Raw genomic sequence first — 21,419 nt, forward strand, 5'->3', positions numbered from 1 at the left:
AAAGTATGAAAAGATTTGATTTAAGGCATTTAAAAGGAAATTTTTTAGATAAGCTTATAGAAATTATTAATAATAATTTATCTCAAGATGAAGTTGCTATTTTTATATTTGAGATAAATGATTTTGATGATATTCAAAAAAGTGCTGATTTAATAAAAGAAAATAATTTCACCTTAATGAACTCTCTAAGGTTTAATGAAGTGGACTGGACATTAGTTGTAAAAAAATCAAGTAATTCAGAAATATTAGAAACTAAAGATAATAAAATAGGTTCTTAAAGGTGTAAAGAGTGGTAATGCAAAAACTAAATGATGATTTTTTAAAAAAACACGACTTTATTATAACTTTTGGACTTTATGATAAAAATATAATGAGTGATGTTTGTTTATATCCATTTTTGGATTCTAAATGTAAGTTTTATATTAGATATGAAGTTGGGACGGAAGAAGGTGTTAGTGCATTATTATTATATGAATTATTAAATAATACAAAAGATTCTAACATAAAAGATGATATATCTAATTTAGATTATGGATACTTAAGTGCAGAGACAAATATTGGCGAAGAAGAACTTTTAGAACTAAAATTAATATTAAAAAATAAAAGAAAGCCTTTAATATTAATTGGGAATGATATTTTACTTCATCAAAAATCAAAAAATATAATAAAAATGCTAGAGACAATAAAAGCTTTATCAAATATTGATATAGTTATATTACAAGAAAATAGCATAATTCCCATTAATAAAGCAGTAAATAAAATAGACACAATATCAACATTGCCAGAAAATAATGGATGCATTATTTATATAGACAATAACACAGCATCACATTCTACACTAAAAATATCAAATGAGTTTGCAAAAGCTTGGAATCTACAAGATAATGCAAAAGTAAATATTTTATTTGATGATTTATCTCTAAAAGCAATATGCAAAATAGACAGCAGTTTTGGTGGTGTAATTGGAATATTTAATTACACAAAAAAATTAGAATGTAATTATAGATTTAAAAAAGTATCAATAAGACAAGAGGTAATTTAATGGCAGAAATTATGATTAATAACATAAAAATGCAAGCCAATGAAGGTGAATATATACTTGAAGTAGCTAGGAAAAATGGAATTTTTATTCCTGCAATTTGTTATCTTAGCAAGTGCTCTCCAACCCTTGCTTGTAAGTTATGCATGGTTGAAGTTGATGGTAAAAGAAGCTATGCGTGCAATACTAAAGTAAAAAGCGATATGAATATAATCACTCATAGTGAAGAAATAGAAAAAGAGCGAAAAGCAATAATGCAAAGTTATTGTGTTAATCACCCATTAGAATGTGGTGTATGTGATAAAAGTGGTGAATGTGAATTACAAGATTTTACGCTTCTATTTAATGTAGATAATCAAGATTTTTTTGTAAAAGATTCTGCTAAAAAAATGGATTATTGGTCTCAAGTTAAATATGACCCAAATTTGTGTATTCTTTGTGAGAGATGTGTAACAACCTGTAAAGATAATCTGGGAGAAGCTAATTTAAAAGTAATTAAACAAGATTCTATCCCACAATTAGATTCTGCTTATTGGAAAGAAAAAATGCCAAAAGATGCATTTAGCGTTTGGAATAGAAAGCAAAAAGGTGTCATTGGATTTGTTGGCAGTAATCCTTGTTTTGATTGTGTAGAATGCGTTAGCGTATGTCCTGTTGGTGCATTAGGAGTAAAAAGCTTTCAATACAAAAGCAATGCTTGGGAATTAGATAAAATAGATTCTACTTGTAACCTCTGCTCTAGTGGCTGTAAAATAGTATATGAGGGTAAAAAAGATACAAATAATAAGACTAAAATTTATAGAATAACAAATGATTTTAATTTTAACCCTATATGCGGAGCTGGAAGATTTGCCTATGATATATATGCAAAAGATGATAGTAACAATAATATAGAAAATGCTATAAATGCCATAAAGAAAGCTAGTTATATTAATGTAGGTGGAAATATTACAAATAATGAAGCTAAGTTTCTGGAATCCTTAAAAAAGAAATTTAACATCAAATTAATAAATGAAGAAAATAGATTATATGGTGAATTTTTAGATAATTTAGAAGGAATTAGCCTAGCAAAACTAGAAGATATACCTAAAAATAAAGTTATTATATCCATTGCAGGAAGTATAAAGTATGAAAATCCACTAATTAGGTATAAAATTAATAATGCTATAAAAATGCAAAAAGATTCTACCTTTATTTATGCTCATCCAATTAAGGATTTATTAATAGATAAACTTAGCAAAAAATACATTAATTTAGCCTATACTCCATTATATGAAGATATTGCATTAATTGCTATACTAAGTATATTGGATTCTAATCTATTAAAAGAGTTAGAATTTTATAAAATAAATATAAATTATACTTATAAAAAAGAGGTTAAATCTCAAATTAAAGAGATAATAAAAGATGAAAATGATAATGAAAAAGAAGTTTTAAAAGACATAATAAATACAGAAGAAATAACCGAAACAAGAGAGTATTACTCTATTTTTGAAGATGCAAATATAACATACGAAAACTATCTGAATTTACAAACAATGCTTAATAATACTACGCCATTAATAATCATTGGTTCTGATATGTATGCAAATAAAAATGCAAAGTTTATTGCCAAAATATTAGCCTCTTTAGTAAAAAATAAGAGAATAAAACTTATTTTAAATCCTATTAGTGCAAATTCTAATGGTATATATAATTATTTAACACTAGATTCTAATAATAGCTTGGATGGTTTTAGTGTAGGCTTTAGAGCAAATGGGGATTATATATTTGATAGCATTAATGCTAATTTTACAATCCCATATTTTAATGCTATGAATGATAGTATGGTAAATATTGATAATAAAATTCTACCAATAAAAGGATTTTTGAAAGATTCAAATTACTTAGATACCTTCTGTAAAGAACTTGATTTAGAATGTAATTTAGAAAAAATAGAATTAAATAATAATTATGAAAATGACGGAAGTGATAATAGAGGAATTGAAATTAAACCCAAAATTAAATCACCAATAGAACAAAATGCTAATTTTATACATAATAAAGAAAATTTTAATGCGTATTTAAGAGATATTAACTCACATTTTTATCCATACACTCAATATAGCTCAAATTTTCAATCAAAAATAGGTATCTATGTATCAAATTCTAAAATGGAGGAATTAAGCTCAAACCTTAATATAAAATCTGGCGATGAAATTAGTTTTAAAATAAAAGATGATATTTTTAGGACTAGAATCTATGTTGATTTAGAAATGGATGGTAATTTTTTCGCCATATCCCCTCAAATTAGTAATATAAAAGAGTTACTAGATACTGAAAAATACCTAAATATAAGGATTGAAAAATGAGCTTTTTAGAAGTTATCATAAAGATTCTAGTTATTTTACTTGTATTTTCTGCATTAGCAGGATTTGGAACATATTTAGATAGAAAATTTTTAGGACTTATTCAAAAGCGACTTGGACCTACTCATGTTGGACCTTGGGGACTTTTGCAAGTATTAGCTGATGGAATTAAACTATTTTTAAAAGAAGATATTTTACCTCAAAATTCAAATATGATAATTTTTAGATTAGCTCCCATAATAGCTGTTGCAACAGCATTTATAGCTATGGCTCCAATACCATTTTTACCAGAGTTTGAGATATTTGGAAAAACAATCAGACCTATAGTATCTGATATAAATGTAGGAATCTTATTTGTGTTAAGCGTTAGTGCAGTAGGGATGTATGGACCATTGCTTGCAGGTATGAGTTCAGGAAGTAAATATTCTTTAATTGGTGCGGCTAGGGCTGTATCTCAATTACTAAGTTTTGAGGTTGTTAGTGGATTATCAATACTTGCCCCAATTATGATAGTTGGCTCTTTATCATTAATTGATATTAATAATTATCAAAGTCAATCTATTTTTGATTGGCTAATATTCTCTCAACCTATTGCATTTGTTCTATTTCTAATTGCAGGGTATGCAGAAACAAACAGAACTCCATTTGATTTATTAGAACACGAAGCAGAAATAGTATCTGGATACATCACAGAATATAGCGGACTTAAGTGGGGAATCTTTTTTATAGGTGAATATGCAAATATGTTTACTCTATCTTTTATTGTTAGCATTATATTCTTTGGTGGATTTAATCCAATAGGCTTTGTTCCTGGCGGAATTGCTATTTTATTAAAAGTTGCATTTTTTATATTTTTATTTATATGGGTTAGGGCTACTTTACCACATATAAGACCAGACCAACTAATGTCTCTTTGTTGGAAAGTGTTAATGCCTATAGCAATTATTAATATTTTAATTACAGGTTTTATAATAATATAAAGGAGAAAATAAAATGAATAAAGAATATAAGTTAATACAATCAAGTGAATCTCCTAGTTTTAAAAGATTTATAAAAAGAACTTTTGGGTTAGATTTATTTAAAGGATTAGCTATTACATTAATTGAGTTGTTTAAACCTAGTACAATAGTTACTATAAAATATCCATTAGAAAAAATTCCTCTATCTCCTAGATACAGAGCTGTTCATAAGTTAATGAGGCTTTTAGAAAGTGGTAATGAAAGATGCATTGGTTGTGGATTATGTGAGAAAATTTGTATTAGTAATTGTATTAAAATAGATACAAAATATGGCAAAGATGGTAGAAAAGAAATCCTTTCATATAGCATTAATTTTGGTAGATGTATTTATTGTGGATTCTGTGCAGAAGTATGCCCAGAGATAGCTATAATCCATGGAGATAGATATGAAAATGCAAGCGAACAAAGAGCTCATTTTGCTCTAAAAGAAGATATGTTAACACCAATTGACTTGGCACTTAAAGGCAATATTGATGAATATCAAGGATATGGAAGTTTAAGCAATAATGCTAGTGAAAATATCAAGCAAACTCCGCTTGGATATTAAGGATAAACAATGTTAGAGTTGGTTTCATTTTATTTATTTAGCATATTAATTATTATTTCATTTAGTATTGTAGTTTTAAGCTCAAATATCCTTTACACTATGAGTGCCCTTGCTAGTGGTATGATTTTTATCTCTGGTATTTTTTTTACACTTGGAGCAGAATTTTTGGGAGTAGTTCAAATATCTGTTTATACAGGGGCAGTAATGGCATTATATGCCTTTGGAATGATGTTTTTTGATAGCTCAAAAGATATAAAAGAAAATAATAAAAATACAAAAATTATCGCTTATTTAAGTATTGGAATCTCTCTTATGATAGTATTTATTATAACTTTTCCAAGAATTTTAATAATTGACAATACAAACAATACATTAGAAAATATTAATGGAAATACAGAACAAATTGGAGTTATATTATTTACTAAATATCTAATACCATTTGAACTAGCAGCTATAATGTTATTAATTGCAATGATTGCTGGAATTATTTTAGTTAAAAAAGAAGATAAAAAGGAATATATATGATAGTTTTAAATCATTATTTATTATTAAGTATAATAATATTTGCAATAGGAATAATTGGTATTATGAGAAGAAAAAATATTTTAATGATATTTTTTTCTACTGAAATTCTACTAAATGCTGCAAATGTCGGGCTAGTAGCTATAAGCAAATATTATAATGATTTAGGGGGACAAGTATTTGCCTTATTCATCATAGCAATTGCAGCATCAGAAGTAGCAGTTGGGCTTGGATTATTAATTATATGGTATAGAAAACATAATAATCTCAATTTAGATAATTTAAATAAAATGAATGGATAATGGAGGAAATATGTTAGCTATTATACTTTTTGCTCCATTATTTGGTTCATTATTTGCAGGATTGTTTATTTTTAGAAAAAAATTTATATTCTCTGCGGTAATCCCCATAATATGTCTTATAGTTTCATTAATTTGTGTATTTTTAATGCTACCAAAATTTTTCACACAAGAACACTACAAAGAGGTTTTAAGTATTACTGACTGGATTGTTACAGGTAGATTTAGTATTGATTTTGGTTTTATGATTGATGGAATCTCTATGATTATGATTCTAGTAGTATTGATAGTATCATTATTAGTTCATATATATTCCATAGGATATATGGAAAATGATAATTGCTTTAATAAATTCTTCTGTTTTCTCAGTGCATTTGTATTTTCTATGTTATTTTTAGTAATGAGTGATAACTTTCTTGGATTATTTATAGGTTGGGAAGGGGTTGGACTTTGCTCTTGGCTTTTAATTGGCTTTTGGTATCATAAAAACACTGCTTCATTTGCTGCAAATGAAGCTTTTGTAATGAATAGAATAGCAGATTTAGGAATGTTACTTGGAATCTTTATGATATTTTTTAATTTTGGGAGTGTGAAATATGATATTGTCTTTAGTGATGCATTAGAAATTAGTGAATTTAGTTTAACATTAATTGGAATCTTATTATTTATAGGTGCTATGGGGAAATCAGCTCAATTTCCGCTTCATACTTGGTTAGCAAATGCAATGGAAGGACCAACTCCTGTTTCAGCACTAATACACGCTGCTACTATGGTAACTGCTGGAGTATATTTAATAATTCGTTCTCACCCACTTTATGATTTAATCCCAAGTGTTGGAATTTTTATTGCGTATTTAGGAACATTTGTAGCAATATTTGCTGCTAGTATGGCACTTGTAAATAAAGATTTAAAAAGAATAATTGCATATTCTACACTATCTCAATTAGGATATATGTTTGTAGCAGCTGGGCTTGGATATTATTGGATTGCACTATTTCATCTAACAACACACGCATTTTTTAAATCATTATTATTTCTTGGAGCTGGAAATGTAATGCACGCAATGGAAGATGAATTAAATATTACTAAAATGGGAAGTTTATTTAAGCCTTTAAAATACACTGCCATTTTAATGATTATTGCTTCAATTGCACTTTCTGGAATATACCCATTTGCAGGATTTTTCTCTAAGGATAAAATTTTAGAAGCTACATTTTTAGAGGGTCATTATGATTTATGGATCGTATTATTAATTAGTGCATTTTTGACGGCATTTTATAGCTTTAGGTTATTAATGTTAGTATTTTTTGTGCCAAAAAATCATAATTCACACCCACACGAAGCATCTAATTTAATGCTTATTTCAATGCTACCACTTGCTATTCTTGCTATTATTAGCGGTTTTTTTGAAAAAACATTTCATCATTATTTGATAAATTATCTAAGCATAAAAGACACACAAATAGATTATAGCATTCTTGTTATATTAATCATTACTGCGTTATTTGTAGCTGTAAGCGGGATTTTACTAGCAATATTTATCTACTATAAAAAATATAAAATTAATAATATACATTCTAATATAGTTTATAAACTATTACTAAATCAATACTATATCCCAAGGCTGTATAATACTTTTATTAGAACTTATAAGGCAATATCTGATTTTCTATGGAAAGAAATTGATTTAAAAATTATTGATTATGTTGTTGATTGTATAGCAAATAGCTTTATTTTAGCAGGAAACAAGACTAGAAAAATGCAAAATGGTAATTTATCATATTCATTAATGTTTATGATATGTGGCATTTTTGCAATGCTTGTAATTCTTCTATTATTGTTTTAAGGAATTAAAAATATGGAAAATTTATTAAATATTATCCTTTTTTTGCCACTTTTAGCTACATTATTAATGTTTGGAAAAATTATTGATAATAATTCTGCAAAATATTATGCCATTACAATAACATTAATAGAACTTATATTATGCTTACTATTGTGGTATTTATTTGATGAAAACAATCCAAATTTTCAATTTATTACAATGATAAGCTTAATGCAAGGAATTAATTATCACATAGGCATTGATGGCATCTCTTTGTTTTTAATAATATTAAGTGCATTTATTATCCTACTTTGTGTAATTTTCTTAGATAATGTAGCAAATATAAAAAATTTCTTAATAACATTGCTATTATTAGAAAGTATTATGATTGGTGTGTTTATATCACTTGATATGATTTTATTTTATATATTTTGGGAGGTTTCACTCGTGCCTATGTTATATATTATAGGTGCATGGGGAGGTGAAAATAGAATCTATGCTTCAATAAAATTCTTTTTATATACATTTTCTGCCTCTGTTATTATGTTATTTGGTATATTGTATTTTGCATATTTATATTATATATCAACGGGTATTTGGAGTTTTAATATATTAGATTGGTATATGTTACAAATAAATTTTGATATTCAAAAATTGCTATTTATAGCATTTTTTATAGGGATAGCAGTAAAAATACCAATATTTCCTCTTCATACTTGGTTGCCTTATGCACACGGACAAGCACCTACCATAGGCTCTGTAATACTAGCTGCTATTTTATTAAAAATGGGAACCTATGCCTTTATTAGATTTTCCCTACCACTTTTCCCAGATGCAAGTATTGCATTTATAACACCTATTGCAATTTTATGTGTAATAATGGTAATTTATACAGCTATGATAGCATTTGCTCAAAAAGATATTAAACAAGTCATTGCTTATAGTTCAATATCACATATGGGTATAATAGTGCTTGGAATATTCTCATTAAATATTGAGGGGATAAGTGGAAGTATATTTTTTATGATAAGCCATGGGATTATAAGTGGAGCTTTATTTATGATGGTTGGAGTTATATATGATAGAACGCATACAAAAATGATAAATCATTATGGAGGTATTGCAAAAGTAATGCCAAGATATACTTTAATCTTTGGGATTCTACTTATGGGAAGTATAGGACTACCACTTACCATTGGATTTGTTGGAGAATTTTTATGCTTACTTGGCTTTTTTAGCGTAAATAAAATAATTACAATACTTGCAGGTAGTGGAATAATATTTGGTGCTATTTATATGCTAAATCTATTTAGAAATGTTTTCTTAGGAAATCTAAAAGAACATAACTTAAATTTAACTGATATAAATAAAAGAGAAGCAATTTCTATACTGCCGCTAATATTAATAATTATATGGCTTGGAATCTATCCTAAAATTATACTAGATAAAGTTAATTTATCTGTAAATAATCTTGTAGTATTTATGTATGAAAAATCTATATTAAATGAAAGTAAAAATTTCCTTAGCAAAGTAAATGAGGAGGTGAGATAATGATAGACATATCTTTTTCTTCATTAAATATAATTAGTATAATACCAATAGCAATTATATTATTTGGTGCTATTAGTATATTAATACTAGATTTATTGATACAGGCTTTTTATAAGGGAATGTATATTAGCTTAAGCATAATATTTATGACCATAAGTTTAATCTCGCTTTTATATATAGATAATAATATAAGTGGTTTTTTTGGTTTTATAAATATCGATGGATTATCTCTACTTTCACAGATTATTATAATTGTAGCTTCTATATTATTTATGTTTTTAATCATATCTAAAGACAAGTTTGCAGAACTTGAATGTGCGGAATTTTATATATTATTTTTATCTATGATTGCTGGGTATCAATTTATGGTATCAAGCAATAATTTAATATTAATTTTTCTAGGACTTGAAGCTTCTTCACTATCATTATACACACTAATTGCCTTAAATAAAAAGCAAAAAGCACTAGAAGCAGCAATTAAATACTTTACATTAGGAGCACTTGGAAGTGGATTTTTTGCATTTGGAATAATGTTTATATATGCAAGCATTGGGAGCTTAGATATAAAAGAATTATCATTTATATTATACAATCAAGAATATATGATAAATAATAAATATTTTATATCACTTGGGTTTATCTTTTTAGTAGGTGCTATTGGGTTTAAACTATCATTATTCCCATTTCATACTTGGGTGCCAGATATTTATGAGGGTTCAAATGCACCACTAGCATTTTATATGTCGATAGTTACAAAAATTGCGGGTTTTGTGGTAGCTATTAGAGTATTTGACGCATTCTTAGGATTTAATTATGATTTTATTGAGATGATATTATTTTTAATTGTAGTTTTAACTATAACTATACCAAATATTATAGCACTACTACAAAATGACGTTCAAAGGATGCTTGCATATAGCTCAATATCTCAAGCTGGTTTTGGTCTTGCCTGCATACTTATAAATACTAACGACAGTTTATCTGCATTATTTTTATATTGGATTTTATTCTTATTTACAAATTTGGGTGCATTTGGATTGCTTTGGCTAACGCACAATAAAAATCATAAATGGGATAATAGATTTAACTCTCCATATATTAAATTTAGTGGTTTAATTAAAACTATGCCACTACTTGCAGTTGGTTTTGGAATATGTATGCTATCGCTTGGTGGGATACCTCCATTTGGTATGTTTTGGGGAAAACTTTTTATTATTAGTGCTTCAATAAATGCAAATCACTACATACTAGCATTAATACTGCTTATAAATAGTGCTATTGCAATTTATTACTATATAAAATTAATAATTTTTATGTTTTTAAAAGAACCTATAAATAATGATACTAATCTATATACAAGAAATTTAACATACCCTATGGTTTTTATAATTGTTATTTCGCTTTTAGTTTCAGTATTTGCTATATTTTTAGTTGATATAATACTTACTCATATACAAAAATATCTATTTATTTAAAGGGTTGTGTCATTTTAAAATTATTTCTTATATTTTTAGCATTGTTAGAAGCATCACTTGCTTTTAACATTGAGGTTGATTATGGGATTGAAGATAATAAAAAATTTTCAATTATTACGTTAAAACATAATGAAAAATTTAAATGCAATGATAAATTTGATATAAATAATAAAAATATTTTAATTGAATGTATTGTTAATAGTATACCCAACTCGTCATTTCCAAAAAATTCTACTGATTTTTTTGAAATATACACAGAAATAAAAAATTATAAATTTTATATTTATATAAAACCAAAAAAAATGCAAAAGTTATTTGCTAATTCTTTTGATTTAAAAAAAGATATTGCTATCCCAAAAGAAAGACCAAAGGAATCTAAAATTTGGCAAATTATTGGGTATAATGATGAAATTCCATTTTTATCAAATAATTCATATTCTGGGCTAAATTTTCCAATTAATATTCCAAATACAACTTTACCCTATATAAAAGAGCTAAATATTGATGCAAGCCCTCTAGTATATGATGAGGGTCCTGATTTAGCTATGTTTTTAAGTATGAGGTCATTTTATGATAATAATAATTTTGCTGAAAGCGTAAGATTAGCAGATGAAATTCTAACAAACTACCCAGACAGTATTTTTAAAAGAGAAAGCTTATTATATAAAATTCGCTCTTTAAGTAAAAACTCTACAATACCAGAAGATATGATAGAGTTAGCAAAAGAATGGGTTAAAAGTTATCCTGCTGATGTAAATATTCCTGAAATACTATACATACTAGGAGATAGCTATAATAAACTTAGAATCTATAATGAAGCGAGATATTACTTCAATAGAATCCTAGATGAATATGAAGATTCTAAATATGCACAATACGCTCTTGTAGGATTAGCAAAAATTCTTTATGCAAATGGTGATAAAAAGCAGCCTGAAAGCTTATACGCAAAGGCTTATGGTAGTGCCAAAGATTTAGATACTGCATCTTATGTATCACTAGCTTGGGGAAAATATGAATTACAAAATAATAATACGAGCAATGCTAATGAATTATTTAATAAAGTTGTAAAAAATAATCCGAACTATTTTCTAAAAAATCCGACCCAAAGCTATAATGATTTTAAAAATTGGGCAGAAAATAAGCTCTATAATACTGTTGCTCTAGCCGGAGATAGTATGTTAAAACATCTGCAAAATAATGAGTTAAAAAAGCAATTAATGATAGATGTAGGAGTATGGTATGAGCTAGATAATAAAATTCAAGACGCATATAGAGTAAATAATGAATTTTTAAATATTTTTAAAGATTCTAAAGAAGCAAACTCAATAAAGGAAAGAAATGATAATCTTTTATTTAGTCTAAATGAAAATGACTTAGAAAAGCAAATAAAACAATATGACTACATTATTAAAACATATCCAAATACAGATAATGCAAAATTAGCATATACTAAAAAAGCTAAGAATTTATTTAGTTTAGGTAAATATAATGAAGTTCTTGCATTAAAACAAAATCTTGAAAGTAATAATGAAAATATCAAGCAATCATATATAAAATTAATAGAATCTAGCGATGATTGTAATACCCTTATAAAGTTTTTCTTAGAATCTAATGAAGTTTTAATCACAAATAACTCAAAACAAATTTTTAATTGCTTATTTAATGCTTCTTTATTTATAAAGGCAAAAAATTTAAGTGGTGAAATACTAAAACAAAATACAAGCAATATCAATGATAAATTTATATGGCTTTATAATGAAGCAAGAGTAAATTTTGCATTAAATGATTTTAATAAAGCAATTTCTTCTAGTAGAGATGCACTAAGTCTAGCAAAAAGTTCTATTGATAAAATAAAAATAGGAAGTATATTATTTTTATCACTTGCAAATGCAAATAGAAAAGATGAGGCAATAAAAGTATTTAATGAGTTAATAAAAATTAATTTAAATACTAAAGATATGATAAAGCCATATTATCAAATGTTGCTTTGGGCTATTAATGATAATGATAGTATTGCTACTCAAAGCTATGCTAAAGCTTTGATTAACCTACAAAATCAAAATAAATTATATGAATATTCCCCATTTGTAGAGCTAAGCTATGCTGATGTTCTTTTTAAAGATAATCGTTTTAATGAAATGCTAAAAGTATTAGAAAATATAAAATATAGCAATAATAATGAGCTTCAAAAGATTAAATATATGCGTGGTGTTGCTTATACTGAATTAGGCAATAATAATATGGCAAAAAAAGAATTTGAAGAGTGTATAAAATTAGATTCTAATTCTAATTTTGGAAGCTTGTGTAATGAGGGATTAAAATAAATTATTTTATTACTGCTTCCATATTAATATCTCCATTACTTAATGTTATACAATCATTAGATTTTAACTCCTGTAATTCCTTTATTTCTCCATTTAGCGTTATTTGAACAAAGCCTTTTTTTAGAGTATTTCTTGGATTAATAGAGTCTAACATTTCTTTTAAATACTTTAATTCAGCAAATTTTGATTTTACAATATAAGTTATTAGATTATCAAGAATTTCTTTAGAAATAAGCAAATCTATCTTTATCTTTAAAAAATTTTTATAATTAAATTCTAAATTCTGCTTTAAAGTGTCTATATTTTGCTTTTTATACATATAAAAACTACCATACATATTGATATTTTTAAGATTTAATAGTTCAGCTATCTTTATACTTAAAATATTATTCATAAATTTATTTAATAATTTAATATAATCTTCTAAATTCACTTTAAGTTTTAAATAATCAAACCTAAAATAAAAAATTTCATTTTTTAAAGCATTTAACCTATTTTGATAATTAGATAGCTTGTTTTTCATTATGAAATTTATTTCATCTAATAATTCATCTAGCCTAAGCAACCAATCATCCTTATCTGGTAAAATAATCTCCATAGCTGCAGATGGTGTAGCAGCTCTTTTATCAGCAACAAAATCGCTTAAAACAAAATCTATTTCATGTCCTATTGCAGATACTATAGGAGTTTTTGCCTCAAAAATAGCCTTTATTACAATTTCCTCATTAAAAGCCCATAAATCCTCTAAACTACCACCACCACGAGATAACACAATAATATCAAAATTTAATTTATCTGCTAATTTTATATTTTCTATAATTTGAAATTTAGCTTCATCTCCTTGCACTAATGTATCAAACAATGTTAATTTTGTTAGATTCCATCTTTTTTTTGTAACAGACTTCATATCATATAAGGCAGCACCTGTTTTAGAAGTAATAAGGGCAATTTTTTTTGGAAATTTCGGGAGACTTTTTTTCTTTTTATCAAAATAACCTTCTTCTTTTAACTTTTCTTTCAATTTTTCATACTGAAAACTTCCAATACCACTTTTAGTGATACTTGAACAAATTATTTGATATTCGCCTCTCTTTGAATAAAGTGCTATATTCCCTTCAATCTTAACTTTTATATTTGATTCTAGTTTACAATTAAACTTGGCTTTAGCACCTTTAAACAAAACACATTTTATACAAGATTCATCATCTTTAAGGCTAAAATAATAATGCCCACTACTTTGATGTTTAACAAGATTAGTAACTTCACCCTCTACTCTAACATTAAAAAAATATTGATTAAGTATGCTTTTTAATTGCTTATTTAATTCCGTTACACTTAAAAACCTCAAGGCAGCCTCAAAGCAATTTCTTTTGCAAACTTGATACAAGATTGGATACTTTGCTCTGGTGCTACAAATGAATCAATTCCTGCATCAAATACACCAAATGTAGTCATGCCAATAGCAATAGCAAGATAACTACCATCCCATTTAAAGTTAGCTAAAAATGCTTTATAATGGCTGGGAGCAGTAAAAATTAATATAGAATTTGGAGGTGGAGCAAGACGAGAATCTAATTTTTTTGTTTTATTTTCATAGGCTATTACCTCGCTTAGCTTTATTTTATTATGCAATAATTTTTCATTAATATGAGATACTATCTTTTTAGCATGAATATAAAGTGGGTGTCTATTTTTAAGCAATGGGATAATTTCTTTTGCAAAGCCATCTCCGTGAGAATCTTGACCAACATATTCAATCTTACCTCCAAGCCTCTCCAAATATGTAGCACTGCCCTTTCCAATAACAAAACTAGGAATATCTTTCCAAGAATAATCATTCAATCTTTTTGCATTTTCTGATATTGACTTAATAGCATAACGAGATGTAAAAATCAAAGCATCTATATTACTTAAATTCATTTCAAAAGGAAGTAATTTAATCTCACTAACAACTAAAGATTTAATATTTTCTTCTGCCTTAGAACCTATTAAAAATATCTCCCTCATAAATAATCCTAATAAACACTAACTAAAGCAGGTAAAATTCCTACACTATGAAAATATGAGACTATGTAAATAAAAAATGCAGCTATAATCCAAACAATCGCCCTTTTAAGCTCTTTATGTAAGAAAAATGGTCTAATTTCAATTCTCTCTTTATAGCTAAATTTAGAAAAATTTGGAAAAAATCTAGGAACTTCACTTAAAAATTTCTCATAAGACTTTCCAAACTTATCTCTTAAAAATGCTTCTTCTTTTAATATTGTAAAATGATAAACTAATAAAAATAATCCTCCTCCTATAAAAATAAAACAAATTTGACCCTTTAAAAATAAAAGACCAATTAAACCCAAAAAAGAGAAAAAATATAAAGGATTTCTACATGCCTTATAGATTCCATCATCAATAAAGCTGTTACCATCACTTCCTTCATTTTTCATACCGCCAATGTAAAGTGTTGAATAAATCCTACCAATTATCCCAATAAAAAGTAGTATTAACCCTATAATGTTAAATAAAATAGAAAAATTATCCAATTTAGGGGTGCTAACAATAATCCAACCTACAAAAGCAATGCCAAATATCCACTGCCAAAACATTCTATCAAATCTCAATATCAAATCCTTTTAAATTAATTCTCAACACCACTAAAATCAATATGCAAAAACTTATCTTTTATATAAAATCCTACATCATCTGAACTTAGATGCTGATAAACTTTTTTACTACCCAAAACTCCAATATTATCAATACTTATTATAAGGGTTAAAATATCACAATTATGTTTAATTTTAAGGTGAAAAACTTTGCCATTATTAAAATCATAATATCTGCCATTAATATATGAATTTTGAGTATTTCGTTCAAGATTATAGATATATACACTACCTAGGATATCTCTATCTCTAAGGAAAAAATTTTGATTATGTTCATCTTTATTAGCAGGCAAAGAATCCATAAAAACAACATTATAAGCAAAATATTTACCATCTTTTTTAATAATTTCTACAATACTCATCCTCCCACTAATCTCATCTTTAGGACTTAACCAATAGCCTACTATATCACTTTCATTACAAGTTTCTTTATCTATTTGACTATTTTTACTTCCAAGAACAATTGATAAAGAAATAATTAAAATAAATAAAATTTTCATACAAACTTAGGTTTTACCAATGATATAGGCACTTTTAAAACAGATTTAAAAACAATATCATTTTCTAACTTCAGACCTCCCCTATGAATATCACTTGGAAACAACACTAGAATATTATAAGCATAAAGATTAATTTTAGAAACCTTAGAAATGCAATTATAGTTTATTAGATCTTTACTTTCATCATAATCATTTATAGTGTTAAAACTAGAAGCAAAGCCTATCTCCATACATTCACTTCCATAAACTATAAGCTGGAAATCCACAAACTTTCTATGAGATTCAAATAAACCTCCGTTACTTAAAGTATAGCTTTGCTCTATTGCCAATATATTTGAACCCAAGTCTATGCTTTGCTCTACCCTATAATCCCTATGATTTTTACAATCAAGCGATAAGATTCTACTATAAATAGAGCTACTTTTATCTAGCGCAGAATACAAATAATTATATAATGTATGTAATTTTTTATTAGTATTAAACATATATTCAATATTGTTTATTTCAAGCAAGAGAGCCAAAAACATTCCTTTTATAAGATAAATAAAAATTTCCATTACCAATATTTACATCAACCAAAGAATAATTATTGCTAATAGCTATATTACTGCTAATTGCAATTTGTTCTTCTTTTATTTTAACATCATCTAAACAATCAAAAAATACAAAATCCTCATTATAGTTTTTTTCATAAAAATTATTAAATTCTAATTTATAAGTTTCTACACAAAGGGGGCAAAAAGGAAGAGGAATATCATAAAATAATTTAGAAGCATATCTTTTATTTAACCCAACATTATAATCAAATAAATTTTTTCTAGTAATTTTTACTTTTGTGCTATCTAAGTAAAGTATATCATATAAATTTTTACAATTATAAAAGTGAAGTAATGGTTTTAGCCTATCTTTGTGAGCTTTTGGACTAAGCAAGCTATTATATATTATACAAGGATATAATATATTCTTGGGAGTTAGAAAATAAATAAAATATTTGCCAAAAATAATATCTGCATATTTGAGAGGAATCCCTCTTTTTACTTCCTGCATAATAAAATCCTCAAAACTACCAAATTCAATTTTCAAATAAATTCCCTCTCAATTATATTACATAAAATATGCTCAATTATTAAATGCATTTCTTGGATTCTAGGCGTGCTAGAGCTAGGAACTACTATATTTAAATCAGCTACATCATTCATATTACCACCATCTTTTCCGCTAAGTCCTATTATTTTACAATTCCTACTTCTAGCAACATCAATAGCTCTAATTATATTAGGTGAAGTGCCACTTGTAGAAATAGCTAGTAGTATATCTCCACTTTTAGCCAAAGCTTCAATTTGCCTTGAAAAGATAAATTCAAAACCAAAATCATTACCAATAGCTGTTAATGCAGAAGTATCAGTAGTTAAAGCAATGCAACTTATAGCATCTCTATCTGCCATATATCTACCACTAAGCTCAGCTGCAAAATGCTGTGAATCAGCAGCTGAACCACCATTGCCACAAACCATAATCTTATTACCATTTTTAAGAGAATCTATCATTATTTTTGAAGCTTTTGAAATATCATTTACTAGGCTCTTTAGTGTATTTTGAGCTATATCAATATGTGAAAAAAACTCACCCTGTATAAAATCATTCATTTTATAATCCTTTTATTTTATTTATAATATTTGTTGTACTTTTATTTGGAATATAATCAACTAATCTCACATCATTTATTATATTGCTACCAACAACTTCCTTATCCTTATAATCTCCACCTTTTACTAAAATATCTGGCATTATTTGTTTTATTAAATTTAATGGAGTTTCTTCATCAAAAATAATCACAAAATCAACACATTCCAATTCTCTTAAAACATTTGCCCTATCATCTTGTGAATTAATAGGTCTTGTATTTCCTTTTAGCTTTTTAACAGAGCTATCAGAATTTAGTCCAACTACCAAAATATCTCCAAAACTCTTTGCTTTTTTTAAATAACTCAAGTGTCCATAATGTAAAATATCAAAACAACCATTTGTAAAAACTATCTTTTTACCATCTTTTTTATAACTAGAAATTAAAGAAATATCATCAACATTAGCCTTCATAAAAGATAGAATCTCACTAAGCATTGCTTGAGCAGAACCAATCTTTCCAACCACCACAGCTGCAGCAATAGAAGCAAACCTAGCACTCTCATAAATATCCATTCCATTGCAAAGCCCAAAAGCTAAAGCTGCAATGACGGTATCTCCTGCACCTGTAACATCATATATTTCTTTTGCTAGAGTTGGTATCCTTGTCATTTTATTATCATAAATAGCCATTCCATCTTCACTAAGAGTAATTAAAGAATATTTTAAATTATAATCATTTTTTAATTTTACTAAAGATTCTAATAATGAATCTTGAGAATTAATTTCAATATTTGTTGCAATCTGTGCTTCTTTTTTATTTGGTGTAAGCAATGTAGAATTACTATATTTAGAATAATCATTACCCTTTGGATCGCATAAAATTAGCTTATTATGTTTATTTGCAAGGCTTATTATCTCTTTTGTAAAATTATCACTTAAAGCACCTTTTGCATAATCTGATAGAATAATACAATCAAAGTTTACAATTTTATTCTGTATTACTTCTAAACAATTTATAAAATCTAGTTCCTTAGAATCTAAACTAATTTTATTATATTCTCTATCTACACGCAAAACTTGCTGATTTGATGCAATAAATCTAGTCTTTTTAATAGTATTAAAATTCTTAGAAAGAATGATTAATTCACTATTAATATTAGATTCTTTTAACATATCAAGCAATTGCCTACCATCAAAATCATCACCAATAATCCCACACAAAGAAACATTTGCACCAAGCGAAGTTAAATTCTTAGCAACATTACAAGCTCCACCTAAGCGATTATTTTCATCATTAATTTTTAGAATCTGCACAGGAGCTTCTGGTGAAATTCTCTCTACAATTCCCCAAATATAGCAATCTATGATTAAATCACCAATAACTAAAATATTTGGAATATGTTTTAAATTAAGCAAGATATATCCCTAATAACATCAATATAATCTTCTATACCACTTTCTAAACTATATCTAGGTTCATAAAATAAATCCTTAGTAGTGTTTGATATATCTGCTTGTGTGTGATTTTGATAAAATGAATGGGGATTTTTAATATACTCTACTTCAAAGTCTCCAATATGGTTTTTTAGTATATTAACAATATCATTAAAACTTCTTGCAACACCATTACCTACATTATAAATTCCGCTTTTTATGCTCTCCATAGCTTTGATATTAGCCTGAATCACATCTTTAATATAAACAAAATCTCTCAATTGCTCGCCAAACTCAAATAATCTTACTTTTTTATTCTTTAATGCCTGAATCCCAATTTGTAAAATCATAGATGATGTATTGCCTTTAAAATATTCTCCACTTCCATATACATTAAAATACCTAAGAGCAATGATTTTAAAGTCCTTATTACTATCATCTTTTATAATTTCTCTTATTTTCTTATCCATAAGTAGCTTTGAAAAACCATATACATTCTCTGGAATTTCGCCACTACCTACAATGTTTGGAGCTGTTGTTTTACCATAAACTGCAGCACTAGAAGAATAAATTAAAACTGCATTATCATTTTTAGCCTTATTAATAAAATAATCAAAACTTTCATAATTTGTCTTTAATACTAATTCTTGGTCTAAACAAGTTGTATCAGAAATTGCCCCTTGATGAAATATATAATCAAAATCTAAATTATCTAGTTTGGCTAAATCATTTTTATTAGCTAAATCTCCAATTATTATTTCACCTCTAAATTCAAGGAGATTTTTAAAATGCCCTAAAGACATTAAATTACCATTACTAAATATTTCATTACTCCTAAATTTATCAAAAATGAAGATTCTAGCCTTAGGATGATACTTATTTAAATAATATGCAATATTACTGCCTATAAATCCTGCTCCACCTGTAATTAAAATATTTTTATCTTCTAGGTCATCATAAATATATTTCATTTTATTTCTCCTATAAGTTTATTTTATTGATTTAATTATACTATTTGCTTTATAAAGATAGTCTATAACATAACTTGCTTTAGAATTTTTATTGCTCTTTGAAAAAAGTATTTGTGTGCCAATACCTGCATTTATCCCTGCTTCAATATCGCTCTCTTTATCGCCAATTATATATGAGTTTAATAAGTCTATTTTAAAATCCCTATTAGCATTTTCAATCATACCAATATTTGGCTTTCTACATTTACAATGTTGAGTTGGCTTATGAGCACAAAAATAGATTTTATCAAAACAAAAGCCAAACTTTCCCTTCAAATCATTTTGTATAAACTCACTTAAAAGCAAAAAACTATCCAAGCTATAATAACCCCTACCAATACCAGATTGATTGGTTATAATAAAAAGCAAGTATCCTTTTAATTTACATTCTTTAAAAAGCTCTAAGAATCCTTCCATATAGATAAAATCTTCTATTTTATAAATATATTCTGTATCAATATTTACAACACCATCTCTATCAAAAAAAACCGCTGGTTTAGATAAAAAAATATTTTGCATTTAATCTCCGCTAAATAATATATTAAAACCCTTAAAAATAGTGTAAATTCCAAAAATAATAACAAATATTGATGATATTTTTAAAATAATATTTTTATATTTTGTTAATTTTAGAAGTGAATTAAAAATACCAAGCAAAAACATAGGAATTAAAGTAGCTAACCCAAAAATAAGCATTATTTCAGCTCCTTTAATAATGCTATTAGAAAGTGCTGCATTCATTGCAAAAAAATAGACAATTCCACAAGGAATAGCACCATTTAACAAACCAAGTAAATAAATACTAAAAATATTTTTCTTCTTTAATATAAAATTAAAAAGCCACCTAAAAATCCTAAAATTTCCAATATTTGGTTCTAAGATGTATAAAATCTTTGGCAAGAATAAAAACCCAATTCCAAAAAGAATCATAATAAAACCAAATATGATAATAAATCCTCCCTTAGTTGGCGTATTTATAGCAATATTTTTACCAATATAAGCACATATTACACCAATTATTACATAGGTTGTAATGCGTCCAAAACTATATAAAAAATGACTAACAATATTTGCTAACACTCCACCTTTTATTTTTATCTGGCTATAAGCTATAACTATTCCTCCACACATAGCAAAACAATGTGAAAATGAATAGCCTAGTGCTATAACAAACATAGAAACTAAATTTGCTGTATCTAGCATATTGTGCATCATATGATTCATGAATCTCCTTATAAAATTA

The 21,419-nt window shown here is 26.5% G+C and carries 22 protein-coding genes; 11 read left to right on the forward strand and 11 right to left on the reverse strand.

The genetic code is table 11. The features are described 5' to 3' along the window. The first annotated feature begins 5 nt into the window (after positions 1-5). Genes CQA44_RS04680 through CQA44_RS04730 form a run of 11 tightly spaced genes read left to right on the forward strand, consistent with a single transcriptional unit; the run spans position 6 to position 12,949 of the window. Positions 6-278, forward strand: a complete 273-nt coding sequence (locus CQA44_RS04680) for an NADH-ubiquinone oxidoreductase subunit E family protein (RefSeq protein WP_115546130.1) — start codon at positions 6-8, stop codon at positions 276-278. 17 nt (positions 279-295) lie between these two features. Next, on the forward strand, positions 296-1,042 hold the full coding sequence (locus tag CQA44_RS04685) for a hypothetical protein (RefSeq protein WP_147289751.1): 747 nt from the start codon (positions 296-298) through the stop codon (positions 1,040-1,042). Further along, positions 1,042-3,390 (forward strand): NADH-quinone oxidoreductase subunit G, encoded by a 2,349-nt coding sequence (locus CQA44_RS04690; RefSeq protein ID WP_115546132.1) that lies wholly within the window; start codon positions 1,042-1,044, stop codon positions 3,388-3,390. The genes CQA44_RS04685 and CQA44_RS04690 overlap by 1 nt, the downstream gene beginning before the upstream one ends. Then, positions 3,387-4,367 (forward strand): NADH-quinone oxidoreductase subunit NuoH, encoded by a 981-nt coding sequence (gene nuoH / locus CQA44_RS04695; protein WP_115546133.1) that lies wholly within the window; start codon positions 3,387-3,389, stop codon positions 4,365-4,367. The genes CQA44_RS04690 and nuoH overlap by 4 nt, the downstream gene beginning before the upstream one ends. Positions 4,368-4,380: 13 nt before the next feature. After that, positions 4,381-4,953: an NADH-quinone oxidoreductase subunit NuoI gene (gene nuoI / locus CQA44_RS04700; protein ID WP_115546134.1), complete on the forward strand. Its 573-nt coding sequence runs from the start codon at positions 4,381-4,383 to the stop codon at positions 4,951-4,953. Positions 4,954-4,962: 9 nt separating this feature from the next. Further along, the gene (locus tag CQA44_RS04705; RefSeq protein WP_115546135.1) at positions 4,963-5,478 is read left to right on the forward strand and encodes an NADH-quinone oxidoreductase subunit J; all 516 of its coding nucleotides are present in this window, start codon (positions 4,963-4,965) and stop codon (positions 5,476-5,478) included. Then, positions 5,475-5,777, forward strand: coding sequence for an NADH-quinone oxidoreductase subunit NuoK (gene nuoK, locus CQA44_RS04710; RefSeq protein WP_115546136.1), 303 nt, complete (start codon positions 5,475-5,477; stop codon positions 5,775-5,777). The genes CQA44_RS04705 and nuoK overlap by 4 nt, the downstream gene beginning before the upstream one ends. Continuing rightward, complete coding sequence (gene nuoL / locus CQA44_RS04715) at positions 5,770-7,620, forward strand: NADH-quinone oxidoreductase subunit L (protein WP_258864903.1); 1,851 nt, start codon at positions 5,770-5,772, stop codon at positions 7,618-7,620. The genes nuoK and nuoL overlap by 8 nt, the downstream gene beginning before the upstream one ends. 12 nt (positions 7,621-7,632) lie before the next feature. Beyond that, on the forward strand, positions 7,633-9,150 hold the full coding sequence (locus CQA44_RS04720) for an NADH-quinone oxidoreductase subunit M (RefSeq protein WP_115546138.1): 1,518 nt from the start codon (positions 7,633-7,635) through the stop codon (positions 9,148-9,150). Continuing rightward, on the forward strand, positions 9,150-10,625 hold the full coding sequence (nuoN, locus tag CQA44_RS04725; RefSeq protein ID WP_115546139.1) for an NADH-quinone oxidoreductase subunit NuoN: 1,476 nt from the start codon (positions 9,150-9,152) through the stop codon (positions 10,623-10,625). Before CQA44_RS04720 ends, nuoN begins: the two co-directional genes overlap by 1 nt. Before the next feature lie 41 nt (positions 10,626-10,666). After that, positions 10,667-12,949, forward strand: coding sequence for a tetratricopeptide repeat protein (locus CQA44_RS04730; protein ID WP_115546140.1), 2,283 nt, complete (start codon positions 10,667-10,669; stop codon positions 12,947-12,949). 1 nt (position 12,950) lies between these two features. On the opposite strand, the gene xseA is transcribed toward CQA44_RS04730, so the two are convergent. From xseA to CQA44_RS04785, 11 genes are read right to left on the reverse strand one after another with little or no spacing between them, the layout of a single operon-like run. Beyond that, complete coding sequence (gene xseA / locus CQA44_RS04735) at positions 12,951-14,297, reverse strand: exodeoxyribonuclease VII large subunit (protein WP_115546141.1); 1,347 nt, start codon at positions 14,295-14,297, stop codon at positions 12,951-12,953. Beyond that, positions 14,294-14,956, reverse strand: coding sequence for a uroporphyrinogen-III synthase (locus tag CQA44_RS04740; protein ID WP_115546142.1), 663 nt, complete (start codon positions 14,954-14,956; stop codon positions 14,294-14,296). The genes xseA and CQA44_RS04740 overlap by 4 nt, the downstream gene beginning before the upstream one ends. A gap of 8 nt (positions 14,957-14,964) precedes the next feature. Continuing rightward, a complete protein-coding gene (locus CQA44_RS04745) occupies positions 14,965-15,564 on the reverse strand; it encodes an isoprenylcysteine carboxylmethyltransferase family protein (RefSeq protein WP_115546143.1) in 600 nt (199 codons plus the stop codon). A 17-nt stretch (positions 15,565-15,581) separates the two neighbouring features. Then, on the reverse strand, positions 15,582-16,106 hold the full coding sequence (locus CQA44_RS04750; RefSeq protein WP_115546144.1) for a DUF2147 domain-containing protein: 525 nt from the start codon (positions 16,104-16,106) through the stop codon (positions 15,582-15,584). Continuing rightward, complete coding sequence (locus tag CQA44_RS04755; protein ID WP_181881786.1) at positions 16,103-16,627, reverse strand: YhcH/YjgK/YiaL family protein; 525 nt, start codon at positions 16,625-16,627, stop codon at positions 16,103-16,105. Before CQA44_RS04755 ends, CQA44_RS04750 begins: the two co-directional genes overlap by 4 nt. After that, positions 16,611-17,189, reverse strand: coding sequence for a hypothetical protein (locus CQA44_RS04760; protein WP_115546146.1), 579 nt, complete (start codon positions 17,187-17,189; stop codon positions 16,611-16,613). Before CQA44_RS04760 ends, CQA44_RS04755 begins: the two co-directional genes overlap by 17 nt. After that, complete coding sequence (gene gmhA / locus CQA44_RS04765) at positions 17,186-17,752, reverse strand: D-sedoheptulose 7-phosphate isomerase (RefSeq protein WP_115546147.1); 567 nt, start codon at positions 17,750-17,752, stop codon at positions 17,186-17,188. The genes CQA44_RS04760 and gmhA overlap by 4 nt, the downstream gene beginning before the upstream one ends. Position 17,753: 1 nt before the next feature. Next, on the reverse strand, positions 17,754-19,148 hold the full coding sequence (rfaE1, locus tag CQA44_RS04770; RefSeq protein ID WP_115546148.1) for a D-glycero-beta-D-manno-heptose-7-phosphate kinase: 1,395 nt from the start codon (positions 19,146-19,148) through the stop codon (positions 17,754-17,756). After that, complete coding sequence (gene rfaD, locus CQA44_RS04775) at positions 19,136-20,137, reverse strand: ADP-glyceromanno-heptose 6-epimerase (RefSeq protein ID WP_115546149.1); 1,002 nt, start codon at positions 20,135-20,137, stop codon at positions 19,136-19,138. The genes rfaE1 and rfaD overlap by 13 nt, the downstream gene beginning before the upstream one ends. An 18-nt stretch (positions 20,138-20,155) precedes the next feature. Further along, complete coding sequence (locus tag CQA44_RS04780) at positions 20,156-20,695, reverse strand: D-glycero-beta-D-manno-heptose 1,7-bisphosphate 7-phosphatase (protein WP_115546150.1); 540 nt, start codon at positions 20,693-20,695, stop codon at positions 20,156-20,158. Further along, positions 20,696-21,400 (reverse strand): sulfite exporter TauE/SafE family protein, encoded by a 705-nt coding sequence (locus CQA44_RS04785; RefSeq protein ID WP_115546151.1) that lies wholly within the window; start codon positions 21,398-21,400, stop codon positions 20,696-20,698. It abuts the gene before it with no gap. Positions 21,401-21,419: the final 19 nt, after the last annotated feature.

It is taken from the genome of Helicobacter sp. MIT 14-3879 (assembly GCF_003364125.1).

Excerpts from the sequence above, each read along its gene's own strand:
- CQA44_RS04680 (WP_115546130.1), top strand. The coding sequence starts at position 6 with ATGAAAAGATTTGATTTAAGGCATTTAAAAGGAAATTTTTTAGATAAG.
- CQA44_RS04685 (WP_147289751.1), top strand. The coding sequence starts at position 296 with ATGCAAAAACTAAATGATGATTTTTTAAAAAAACACGACTTTATTATA.
- CQA44_RS04690 (WP_115546132.1), top strand. The coding sequence starts at position 1,042 with ATGGCAGAAATTATGATTAATAACATAAAAATGCAAGCCAATGAAGGT.
- nuoH (WP_115546133.1), top strand. The coding sequence starts at position 3,387 with ATGAGCTTTTTAGAAGTTATCATAAAGATTCTAGTTATTTTACTTGTA.
- nuoI (WP_115546134.1), top strand. The coding sequence starts at position 4,381 with ATGAATAAAGAATATAAGTTAATACAATCAAGTGAATCTCCTAGTTTT.
- CQA44_RS04705 (WP_115546135.1), top strand. The coding sequence starts at position 4,963 with ATGTTAGAGTTGGTTTCATTTTATTTATTTAGCATATTAATTATTATT.
- nuoK (WP_115546136.1), top strand. The coding sequence starts at position 5,475 with ATGATAGTTTTAAATCATTATTTATTATTAAGTATAATAATATTTGCA.
- nuoL (WP_258864903.1), top strand. The coding sequence starts at position 5,770 with ATGGATAATGGAGGAAATATGTTAGCTATTATACTTTTTGCTCCATTA.
- CQA44_RS04720 (WP_115546138.1), top strand. The coding sequence starts at position 7,633 with ATGGAAAATTTATTAAATATTATCCTTTTTTTGCCACTTTTAGCTACA.
- nuoN (WP_115546139.1), top strand. The coding sequence starts at position 9,150 with ATGATAGACATATCTTTTTCTTCATTAAATATAATTAGTATAATACCA.
- CQA44_RS04740 (WP_115546142.1), bottom strand. The coding sequence starts at position 14,956 with ATGAGGGAGATATTTTTAATAGGTTCTAAGGCAGAAGAAAATATTAAA.
- CQA44_RS04750 (WP_115546144.1), bottom strand. The coding sequence starts at position 16,106 with ATGAAAATTTTATTTATTTTAATTATTTCTTTATCAATTGTTCTTGGA.
- gmhA (WP_115546147.1), bottom strand. The coding sequence starts at position 17,752 with ATGAATGATTTTATACAGGGTGAGTTTTTTTCACATATTGATATAGCT.
- rfaD (WP_115546149.1), bottom strand. The coding sequence starts at position 20,137 with ATGAAATATATTTATGATGACCTAGAAGATAAAAATATTTTAATTACA.
- CQA44_RS04780 (WP_115546150.1), bottom strand. The coding sequence starts at position 20,695 with ATGCAAAATATTTTTTTATCTAAACCAGCGGTTTTTTTTGATAGAGAT.
- CQA44_RS04785 (WP_115546151.1), bottom strand. The coding sequence starts at position 21,400 with ATGAATCATATGATGCACAATATGCTAGATACAGCAAATTTAGTTTCT.